Annotated in this window: 9 protein-coding genes; 6 read left to right on the plus strand and 3 right to left on the minus strand. The window is 72.6% G+C overall.

All coding sequences use genetic code 11. The features are described 5' to 3' along the window. Nucleotides 1-996, minus strand: a 996-nt coding sequence (locus NBX02_RS06385; RefSeq protein WP_250290429.1) for a serine/threonine-protein kinase, incomplete at its 3' end; no start/stop codon positions are given. Between the two features lie 290 nt (nucleotides 997-1286). Here NBX02_RS06385 and NBX02_RS06390 point away from each other — a divergent pair. Beyond that, nucleotides 1287-2480 carry a hypothetical protein gene (locus NBX02_RS06390; protein WP_250290431.1) on the plus strand — a complete coding sequence of 398 codons (1194 nt, stop codon included), beginning with the start codon at nucleotides 1287-1289 and terminating at the stop codon, nucleotides 2478-2480. A gap of 152 nt (nucleotides 2481-2632) precedes the next feature. Here the strand turns inward: NBX02_RS06390 and NBX02_RS06395 are convergent, their stop codons facing one another. Beyond that, on the minus strand, nucleotides 2633-3682 hold the full coding sequence (locus tag NBX02_RS06395) for an LLM class flavin-dependent oxidoreductase (protein ID WP_250285850.1): 1050 nt from the start codon (nucleotides 3680-3682) through the stop codon (nucleotides 2633-2635). A gap of 228 nt (nucleotides 3683-3910) precedes the next feature. Next, nucleotides 3911-4918 (minus strand): Acg family FMN-binding oxidoreductase, encoded by a 1008-nt coding sequence (locus NBX02_RS06400; RefSeq protein WP_250285851.1) that lies wholly within the window; start codon nucleotides 4916-4918, stop codon nucleotides 3911-3913. 85 nt (nucleotides 4919-5003) lie between these two features. Here NBX02_RS06400 and NBX02_RS06405 point away from each other — a divergent pair, with 85 nt between their 5' ends. The 5 genes from NBX02_RS06405 to NBX02_RS06425 form a co-directional block, all read left to right on the plus strand. Further along, nucleotides 5004-5639: a response regulator gene (locus NBX02_RS06405; protein ID WP_086055602.1), complete on the plus strand. Its 636-nt coding sequence runs from the start codon at nucleotides 5004-5006 to the stop codon at nucleotides 5637-5639. A 258-nt stretch (nucleotides 5640-5897) separates the two neighbouring features. Further along, a complete protein-coding gene (locus NBX02_RS06410; protein WP_250290433.1) occupies nucleotides 5898-6827 on the plus strand; it encodes a universal stress protein in 930 nt (309 codons plus the stop codon). A gap of 161 nt (nucleotides 6828-6988) precedes the next feature. Further along, entirely contained in the window at nucleotides 6989-8395 is a 1407-nt protein-coding gene (locus NBX02_RS06415; RefSeq protein WP_250285854.1) for a cytochrome ubiquinol oxidase subunit I, read from the plus strand. Nucleotides 8396-8419: 24 nt separating this feature from the next. Further along, nucleotides 8420-9415 (plus strand): cytochrome d ubiquinol oxidase subunit II, encoded by a 996-nt coding sequence (gene cydB / locus NBX02_RS06420; RefSeq protein WP_250285855.1) that lies wholly within the window; start codon nucleotides 8420-8422, stop codon nucleotides 9413-9415. Next, a partial coding sequence (locus NBX02_RS06425; protein WP_250290434.1) for an ABC transporter transmembrane domain-containing protein occupies nucleotides 9402-10485 on the plus strand: 1084 nt, incomplete at its 3' end. The genes cydB and NBX02_RS06425, both read left to right, overlap by 14 nt.

Raw genomic sequence — 10485 nt, forward strand, 5'->3', positions numbered from 1 at the left:
GCCGCGTACGGTGGCCGCCGGCCGCGGCTCCCGGCCGGCGGCCGTCGCGCTGCTGTCGCCGCCGGTGCCGGCACCGCCAGTCCCGTCGGCGGAGGGTAACTTCCAGCCGTCCAGCACCTGGATGACCGTCGCCTCGGGGTCGATCTCCGCCACCGACGACGGTTCGCCGAGCAGGCGCAGCATGAGCTGCTGGGCGGTCGGCCGGGCTGCGGGGGCCTTGGCCATCGCGTCCGCGACGATCTCGCGCAGCGGCGGGTCCAGCCCGTCCAGCTGGGGTGCCTCGTTGACCGCCCGGTAGAGCAGGACCTGCGCGGACGCGTCCCCGAAGGGATAACGGCCGGTCGCGGCGAAGGTGACCAGCCCGCCCCAGGAGAAGATGTCGACGGCCGGGGTGACCGTCTCGCCCTGGATCTGCTCGGGCGCCATGAACGCCGGGGTGCCGAGCTGCTGGAGGTTGCCGGTGAGGTTGCTCGCCGAGTCCAGCGCCCGCGCGATCCCGAAGTCGATCACACGGGGCCCGAAGGGGGAGAGCACCACGTTGGACGGTTTGAGGTCGCGGTGCACGATGCCGGCGCTGTGGATCGCGGTCAGGGCCGCGGCCACGCCGACCGCGAGCTGCTCGAGGTTCGCCGCCGACAGCGGGCCGCTCTCGGCGACGAACCTCGCCAGCGTCCTGCCCTCGATGAACTCGGTGACCAGGTACGGCCGCTCGGCGTCGGGCTCGGCGTCGAGCACCTCGGCGGTGCACACCCGGGCGACCCGGCGGGCCGTCTCGGCCTCCAGCCGGAACCGGGACCGGAACTCGTCGTCGCCGGCCACGTCCGCGCGGATCACCTTGATGGCCACCAGCCGGCCGGTCTCGGAGCGCCCGAGGTAGACGGTCCCCATCCCGCCCTCGCCGAGCTTGCCCAGCAGGGTGTACGAGCCGAGCTGGGCGGGGTCGTCCGGGCCCAGCGCGGTGGTCCGTACGTCCGTGGCCGCGTCCGGCGGCGCCATCGTCTGATCCACCCCCACAGCGGGTTGTGTCCCGGGGCGGGCCCGGGGTGTTTCGTTCATGGCTCGTTCACAACAGCCGGCGCCGCCGGCATCCGGACCGGCCTGCGCCGGTGCCCGCGGGTATGCGGGTATCCGGTGAAAGCCGTGGCCGCCCCTGGCCGGCCCATCCAAAAGTACTCCGCTGGTCGTGTCACTGACTCCCGGCTTTCCCCTTTCAGGGGGCATGGCATGCTGCCCGTATGCCGCAGCCGCGACGATTGTTTCCGCTGGCCGTCCGTGTGCTGGTCGCCGTGACGGCCGCTGCCGCACTGGTGGCGGTGGGATGCGGCAGTTCGGATTCACCGAAGGGCTCCGCCAGCGGCCGGCCCGCGTCCGTGCCGACCGCGGATCCCACCACGCCGGTGTGGGGTTTTCTGCGTTCGGACGATGCCGCTGCCGCCATCGGCGCCCCGCGGACGCCGGCGGCCGAGGTCCAGGCCGGTAGCTGGCAGTCGGCCGCGGGCACCAGGCAGGCGAAGGCGACGGTGATCCGCCGCGGGACGGGCCGCTACAGCGCGATCTTCCCGGGTGTCGGGGTGCCCGGCGGACGGGGCGCGGCGGTGGTGACCGCGGTCGGTGACGCGCCGGTGCACTGCCATGCCGAGGACTGGGCGCCGTCCGGCCCGGACGAGCAGGTCACCCTGGCCTGCCGGAAGCTCACCGGGGCCTACGTCGACTCCCGGTTCACCGCGCTGTTCACGTTCGCGCCGGCGTCCCACCGCCCGGCACCCAGCGAGCCGTACGCCTACTTCCGGGACGACGCGCCGAGCCAGCAGCAGGTCCGCCCGGACAACAGCTACAGCCTCGCCGGCCCCGGCACCATCGAGATCAACTGGCGTGGCATCGGCCGCTACTCGATCGACCTGATCGGCAGGCTCTACGCCCGCACCGGCAACAACCTCCAGGTCAACTCGGTCGGTTCCACGACGGTGGGATGCAGCGCGCTCGGCCGGGAGGTGCACGAGGACCGCCAGACCATCTTCGTCGGGTGCGCGAACGGGCAGACCTGGACGGACTCGCCGTTCGTCGTCGTGTACGGCAACCAGCACACGGTGATCCCGGTGGAGAACGCGGCGTTCGGGCACTCCTTCACCGGCCTGGAGGAGGCCGGCACCGGGCGGATCCTGCAGCCGCCGCTGGGGCGGACCGTCGAGGTGTGGCCCCGCTACTCCGCCAACAGCGCGAAGCAGACGAACACGGTCCGGCACGTCGCGACCGGGGTCTACGAGATCCTCTATCCCGGTGTCGGCCGGGCGCCGGACCATGTCCAGGTCACGCCGTACGGCGAGCCGACCCGCCGCTGCGCGATAGCGGAATGGGCGTCGCCGCCGACCGGAGCGGCCGGGGACGTGACGACCAGGGTCGTCTGCTTCGACCCCGACGGCAGCCGCGCCGACTCCCAGTTCAGCCTCGCCTACGTCAGCGCCGCGGGCCTGACGCCCTGAGGCCGTCTCCGGACGCCCGGTCCTGACGTCCGGGGAGACCGACGTCCGGGAAACCGGCGCCCGGAAGAGCGACGCCCGGGAAACCGGCGCCCGGAAGAGCGACGTCCGGGAAGACGGCGGGGCCAGAGCGACGTCCGGGAAGACGGCGGGGGTCAGGCGGACAGGGGCTCGCGCGGGGCGGGCAGCCCGGGCAGGCCGGCGAACTCGGCGATCAGCTCGTAGGAGCGGATCCGCGCGTCGTGCGGGTGGGCGTTCGTCACAATCATGATCTCGTCTGCCTCCGTCGCGTCGATCAGGGCGTCCAGGCTGGCGCGGACCGTCTCCGGTGACCCCACGATGTGGGAGGCGGCCACGCCGTCGGCGGCGGCCCGTTCGGCGGGCGTCCAGGGGTACGCCGCGGCCTGCTCGGGCGTGGGGAAGACGTCCGGATGGCCCTGGCGCAGCCGCAGCATCGCCAGCCGGGTCGGCCCGGCGAGCCAGTGCGCGGTCTCGTCGGTGTCCGCGCAGATGACGGCGGCGGCGACCATGGCGTAGGGCCGCTCCCGCCCCGGGGCCGGCCGGAACGACGAGCGGTACAGCGCCAGCGCCGGCAGCGTGTTCACCGGGCTGAAGTGGTGCGCGAAGGCGAACGGGAGGCCGAGGTAGCCGGCGAGCTGCGCGCTGTACCCGCTGGAGCCGAGCAGCCACACCGGTGGTGTCTCACCGTGTGGGACGGCGGTCACCGTCCGGAGCGGATGGCTGGGGGGAAAGGAGTTGCCGAGGAAGGCGACGAGCTCGGCGAGCTGCGCGGGGAAGTCGTCGGCGGACACCGGCCCGCTCGAGCGCCGCAAGGCCTGCGCGGTCGCGGAGTCGGTGCCCGGGGCCCGTCCGATGCCGAGGTCCACCCGGCCCGGGAACAGCGCCCCGAGCGTCCCGAACTGCTCGGCGATGATCAACGGTGCGTGGTTGGGCAGCATGATCCCGCCCGAGCCGACCCGGATGCTCGTGGTGGCCGCGCCGACCTGACCGATCAGGATGGACGTCGCCGAGCTGGCGATGCCGGGCATGCCGTGGTGTTCGGCCAGCCAGTACCGGTGGTAGTTGAGCTCTTCGGCCCGGCGGGCGAGGTCGAGGGTGTTGCGCACGGCCTGGGCCGGCGTCGAACCGGACACCACCGGCACCACGTCGAGAACGGACAGGGGCAGGGATCGGGAGAGGGTCACACGGGAGGTAACTCCCCGGGCTCGTGAGGATCTTCCCAGTTGCCGCCGGAAACGCCGCCGGGCCGGTAAGGTATTCCTGCCGGCCGTGACATGGCCCCCGGGCTCAACCCTTTGTCGCTGCGAGCGACCATGCGCCGAGAGGCGACCTGCGCGGCCGGCACCTCACCCTCTTGCTTCCCCGGTGCCCGGCCGGCTTGCTTCCCCGGTGCCCGGCCGGGTGCGTCCGCCTCAGGCGAACCACAGGATGTCGTCGACCGGCCGGCGGGGGGTCGCCTTCAGCGGTTCGGCGCCGGGCAGCGGGTAACCGGCCCTGATGATCATCTGGATGTGCCCCAGGCCGCCGACCGAGTGCCGCAGCAGCTCCCGGGTCACCTCGAGGTCGACGGCCTGGCCCAGCGGTGACGTCGCGATGCCACGCGCGGCCGCGGTCAGCAGCACCCGTTCCATGGCCTGGCCGGCCCGCAGCCGGTCGGCCGGGGTGTCGGCGTCGGTACCGACCAGCAGCACGACGGGACGTTCCACCCCGGTCTGCTCCAGGCGCAGGCCGGGCTCGCCGACCACGTTGAAGTCACGGACGGCGAACTCGGACTGCCGCGGCTGGTCCGAGCCGATCACCACGTCCCGGGGGATACCGTCCCGCGCCTGCGGGGCCGTCCGGCTCCACGACTCCAGCTCCGCCCGGTAGGCCGGGTCGTGGTTCTCCAGCCAGTCCGCGCGGGAGATCAGCACACTGGTGTCGATCCGCAGGTCGGTGTCGTCCACGGACACCAGCCAGGCGTCCTCCGCCTCGGCGGCCAGCCGCAGCGTCCGCAGGTGCTCCGGTTCCAGCGGGCGGGGGTCGAAGGGCCTGCGGTCGGTGCGCCGATGGTGCGTTGCCGCCAGCAGCGCCTCGTCCCGCGGGCCGGCCGGCGCGCTGCCGGTGATCCGGATCAGGGCCAGCGGCCCGGAGCCAAGGTCGTCGTCCCCGGCCGGGAAGAGCGTCACATCGGGGACGAGCCCGGCGGCGTGGACGGCGAGGCGGGCGTGCAGCAGGGCCGCGCCGCAACTGAGCAGGAGCTGCCGGCCGTCCGGGTCAGCGACGCGCAGCTGGCGGGAGGTGTCGGCGAAGAGATACAGATCACGGTCCGTCGCCCGCCAGCGCCACGGCTGGGTGTTGTGGATCGACGGAGCCAGGCCGGCCGCCTCGACGATCCCGCGGGCAAGGTCCCTGAGCAGGGTGTCGGTGCTAGTCACCACTACGACGGTATGCCCTTGGACCGGTCATGTCCCGATGCCCTCGTTTCATGGTCGTCAGGACGTCGCCGCGCGTATCGTCGGTCCGGTGGAGCCTGTCCGCGTTTTCGTTCTCGATGATCACGAGATCGTCCGGCGCGGGATGCGCGAGCTACTGGAAAGCCAGGGCGACATCAAGGTCGTGGGGGAGGCCGGTCTCGCGGCCGAAGCCCTGCGGCGCATCCCGGCGCTACGTCCAGACGTCGCCATCCTCGACGCCCGTCTGCCCGACGGCAGCGGCATCGACGTGTGCCGCGACATCCGTTCCGGCACACCGGAGGTGCCCTGCCTGATCCTGACATCCCACGACGACGACGAGGCCCTGTTCGCCGCCATCATGGCGGGCGCGGCCGGTTACGTACTCAAGCAGATCAGAGGCAATGATCTCATCGGCGCGGTCCGCACGGTCGCGTCCGGCCAGTCCATGCTCGACCCCGCCGTCACCCAGCGGGTGCTGACCCGGCTGCGCGACGGGGCACCGGAGGACCGCCTGCTGTCCACGCTGAGCGAGCGGGAGCGGCAGATCCTCGGCCTCATCGCCGAGGGGCTGACCAACCGCCAGATCGCCAGCAGAATCCATCTGGCCGAGAAGACGGTCAAGAACAACGTCTCGTCCATCCTGGAGAAGCTCGGCCTGACCAGCAGGACCCAGGCCGCGGTCTTCGCCACCAAGCTCGCCGGCTAGCCCACCGCCAGGCCCGCCGGCCAAGCCCGCCGGCAGGCCTGCTGACAAGCCCGCCGGCAGGCCTGCTGACAAGCCCGCCGGCAGGCCTGGCGGCAGGCCTGCCGGCGGGCCTCCACCAGCCTGTCGGGTCCGGCCGCACGGCCTGGCGGGGCTTGTGGCCCGCTCTGGCAGGCCGGCCCGGACGCGCGGGACCTTCGGTCCCGTGGTCTACCCGAATCGCTCTCGTCCGCGTCGCCGGGCGCTGCGAGCGTGAACGGTGTGGAGACGACATCCGACATCGTGGTGGGGATCGACGCCTCCGCTGACGCGGAGTCGGCCCTGCGCTGGGCCCGCGCCCACGCCGGGCTGACCGGCAGGCGGATACGGGCGGTGCTCGCCTGGGGCCCGGGCGGGCGCCCCCGGGTGGTCGACGACATCTCGCCGTCGGTCGGCGTCGACGACCTGGAGCGCGCGGCATCGCAGGTGCTGCACGACGCGGTCCGGCGGGCGGGGCTCGACGGCCTCGCGGTCGACGTCGTCGAGCGCACCGTCTACGACTCGCCGTCGGACGCCCTCGTGGAGGAGTCCCGGGACGCGCTGATGCTCGTCGTCGGTGCCCGGGGGCTCGCCCGGATGCGTCGGATGTTCGTCGGTTCGGTCACCGCGCGGTGCGCGCAGGAAGCGGCTGTTCCTGTGGTCGTCGTGCGTGGGCCGGCGCCACCACGGCCGGACGGCCGTCCGGTGCTGGTCGGTGTCGATGGTTCGCAGGGCTCGCTGGCCGCGCTGCGGTGGGCGGCGGTCCAGGCGGGGCTGCGTCGGGTCCCGCTGCGGGTCGCGCACTGCTGGCTGCCGGAGCCGCCGCTGGGCCCCGCCGACCTGCCAGCGTTCGACCTGCCAGCGTTCGACGAGGCGGTGCTGGAGAAAGCTGCCCGTCTCACTCTCGACACGGCCCTCGAGCGGGGGCTGGCGGGCCGTACCGAAACGGTTGCCACCCGTGCGGTTGCCACCCGTGCGGCTGTCGCCGATGTCGCCGTCGAAGCCGTGCTGGTGGCCGGCTCGGCGGCGCATGGCCTGATCATGGCTGCCCGGTCGGCCCAGCTGCTGGTGGTCGGCGCCCGTGGCCGTGGCGGGTTCGGCGGGCTGCTGCTCGGGTCGGTCGGCCACCAGGTCGTCACACACGCTCCGTGCCCGGTCGCTGTTGTCCGTTAGACCCGGCCCGGGCCGGGGGCGGCGCGATCGTTTCCTCGCGTGGCCCCTGATCCGCCCTGCCCAGCCTTCATGGGCCGCCGGCGGCGCGGCCACGCGTCCGCGCCGCCGGCGGCCGGAGTTCCCCGGTCGCTGAAAGGAACACCGATGAACCAGGAACACAGATGAGTCAGGACACGATTGCCCGCTGGCAGTTCGCGATCACCACCGTCTACCACTTCCTGTTCGTCCCACTGACGATCGGACTTTCGCTGCTGGTCGCCGGCATGCAGACCGCATGGGTCCGGACCGGCAGTGTCGAATGGCTTCGCCTGACCCGTTTCTGGGGCAAGCTGATGCTCATCAACTTTGCCATGGGAGTGGTCACCGGAATCGTTCAGGAATTCCAGTTCGGAATGAACTGGTCGGATTACTCGCGCTTTGTCGGGGACGTTTTCGGCCCGCCGCTGGCGATGGAGGCGCTGATCGCCTTCTTCCTGGAGTCGACCTTCCTCGGCCTGTGGATCTTCGGCTGGGACCGGCTGCCCAAGCGCGTCCACCTCGCCACCATCTGGCTGGCCTCGCTCGGCACCGTGATCAGCGCCTACTTCATCCTGGCGGCGAACTCGTGGATGCAGCACCCGGTCGGCTACCGGATCAACCCGGAGACCGGGCGGGCCGAGCTCACCTCGATCTGGCAGGCGCTGACGAACCCGACGCAGATCGTCACCTTCCCGCACGTGCTGTCCGCCTCGCTGCTCACCGGGGGTGCGGTGCTGGTCGGGCTGTCCTGTTGGCACCTGCGCAAGGGGCAGCAGGTCGACCTGCACCGGCGGGCCGTGCGGCTGGGCCTGGTCGTGTGTGCCGTGGCGTCGGTGGGGGTGCTGCTCTCCGGGCACTTCCAGGGCCAGGTCATGACCAGGCAGCAGCCGATGAAGATGGCCTCCGCCGAGGCGCTGTGGGACACCGAGAAGAGCGCGGGCTGGTCCCTGTTCGCCTACGGGGACGTCTCCCACGGCGAGAACAAGGTCGACATCAAGATCCCCTACATGCTGTCGTTCATGGCCACGAACTCCTTCACCGCGGAGGTGGAGGGGGTCAACGACCTGCAGGCCGCCGCGGTCGCCAAGTACGGCCCCGGCGACTACACGCCGGTCATGGGAGTCACGTTCTGGAGTTTCCGGATCATGATGGCGCTGGGCGGGGCCTACTTCGCGCTGGCGGCCTTCGGCCTGTGGCGGATGCGCCGCGGCGGGCTGCCCGGCGGACGCCATGTGCTGCTGGCGTTCGTGGGCGCCACCGTGCTGCCGTACGCGGCGAACACCGCGGGCTGGATCTTCACCGAGATGGGACGCCAGCCGTGGGCGGTGTTCGGCCTGCTGCGCACCTCCGACGCGGTCTCCCCGAACGTCTCCACCACCGCGGTGGTCCTGACGCTGGCCGGCTTCACCGTTCTCTACGGCACGCTCGCCGCGGTCGCGCTGCGCCTGTTCCTGCGGCACGGCACGCACGAGATCCCGGAGCTGAGCCCGACCGTGACCGTCGACGGCGAAGCGCGGCCCGGCGAGGCGTTGCCGTCACTGGCCTACTGACATCCCGGGATCAGGAGTAGGGCGATGCTTGAGGAGTTCTGGTTCGTGCTCGTCGCCGTCCTGTGGGTCGGCTTCTTCGTCCTGGAGGGCTTCGACTTCGGTGTCGCGGCCCTGCTGCCGGTGATCGGCCGTGACAACGAGACCGACCGCCGGGCGGTGCTCGGCACCATCGGCCCGGTCTGGGACGCGAACGAGGTGTGGCTGCTCACCGCCGGCGGTGCGATGTTCGCCGCTTTTCCGGAATGGTACGCGAGCCTGTTCAGCGGAGCGTATCTGGCGCTTTTCCTCATTCTGCTCTCGCTGATTGTCCGCGGGGTTTCCCTGGAATACCGGGGGAAGGCCACCACGGCGGCCGGGCGGGCCTGGTGCGACCGCGGGATCGTGTTCGGCGGGGCGTTGCCGGCGCTGCTGTTCGGCGTCGCCTGCACCAACATGGTCCGTGGCCTGGAGATGACCCCCGACCATCAGGTGACCAGCGGGTTCTTCGACCTGCTGAACCCGTACGCCCTGCTGGGCGGGGTGACCACAGCGCTGCTGTGCGTCCTGCACGGGGCGGTGTTCCTGTCGCTGAAGACCCGGGGTGAGATCCGGGCCCGGTCCCGCCAGGTCACCCGGGTGCTGATCCCGCCCGCGCTGGCCGCGCTGGCCGGGCTGGCCGGCTGGACGGTCGCGCTGCGCGGTGGGGTGCTGGTGGCCGCGGTGTCGGCGCTGGCGCTGGCCGCGCTCGGCGGCGCGGCGGCGGCCTGGTTCAACGAGCGGGACGGCTGGGCGTTCGCCGGCACGGCCGGTGCCATCGCGCTGATGGTGGCGAGCTGGTTCGTCGCGCTCTACCCGAACGCGCTGCCGGCGCTCGGCGCGCCGGAGAACAGCCTGACCATCAGCGACGCCGCCTCCGGGCACTACACACTCACGATCATGACGTGGGTGGCGGTGCTGTTCACTCCGGTCGTCCTCGGTTACCAGGCGTGGTCGTACTGGGTGTTCCGGCGGCGGCTGGTGGGGTCTGATGAAGCCGGTTGATCCGCGGCTGCTGCGGGTCACCCCGGCCCTGCGCGGCTACCTGCTGCGGCTGGGGGCGCTCGCGGCCGCCTCGGCCGCCCTGGTGATCGTCCAGGGGACCGTGCTGGCCGACGTCGTGGTGACCGGCCAGCAGGTGGCGGTCGGCGCGCTCACCGGGACGGGGGGCGTCGTCGCGCTGCTCGTCCTGGTCGCCGCCGCCCGGGCGGCGGTGGTCTGGCTGTCCGAGCGCACCGCCGAGCGCACCTGCCCGGCGGTGTCGGCCGGGCTGCGCCAGGCCATGCTCGGCGCGGTCGTCGACCGGACGGCCGGCGGAGTCGCCTCTGTCACCGATGGTAACCATCGTGGCGGAGCCGCCGCCGGCACCGGCGGTGACCATCGTGATCGTGACGGGGGAGCGGGGGCGCTCGCGGTCACCGCGGGCGCCGGCCTGGACGGCATGGACGCCTACCTGACCCGCTTCCTGCCCGCGCTGGTCATGGTCGTGGTCGTCCCGCCGTTCGTGCTGGCCCGGATCGCCGGCGCGGATCTCGCCTCGGCGGCGGTCCTGGCCGTGGTGCTGCCGCTGGTACCGGTCTTCATGGTGCTGGTGGGGCTGGCCACCCGTAACCGCACCGACCGGCAGCTGGCGGTGCTCAGCCGGCTGTCCGGGCACTTCCTCGACGTCGTCGAGGGCCTGCCGACACTGCGGATCTTCAACCGGGCGCGGCCCCAGGTGGCGGTGATCCGCCGGATCACCGACGCCTACCGGGGGCAGACGATGGCGGCGCTGCGCTGGGCGTTCCTGTCGTCGTTCGTGCTGGAGCTGCTCGCGACGCTGTCGGTCGCGCTGGTGGCGGTGTCGGTGGGGCTGCGGCTGGTCTCGGGCTCGCTCGATCTGGGCGCCGGACTGCTGGTGCTGCTGCTCGCCCCCGAGGTGTACCTGCCGCTGCGGCAGGTGGGGGCGCAGTACCACGCGACCGTGTCCGGGCTGACCGCCGCCGCCGCCGCGCTCGACGTGATCGACGCCACGCCGCCGTCGGGCCGCCCCAGCGCCGCGCTGGCGGCGCCGCCAGGCCATCAGGGCGCCGGGC

The organism is Protofrankia sp. CiP1_Cm_nod1 (assembly GCF_920888515.1).
GTDB lineage: Bacteria > Actinomycetota > Actinomycetes > Frankiales > Frankiaceae > Protofrankia.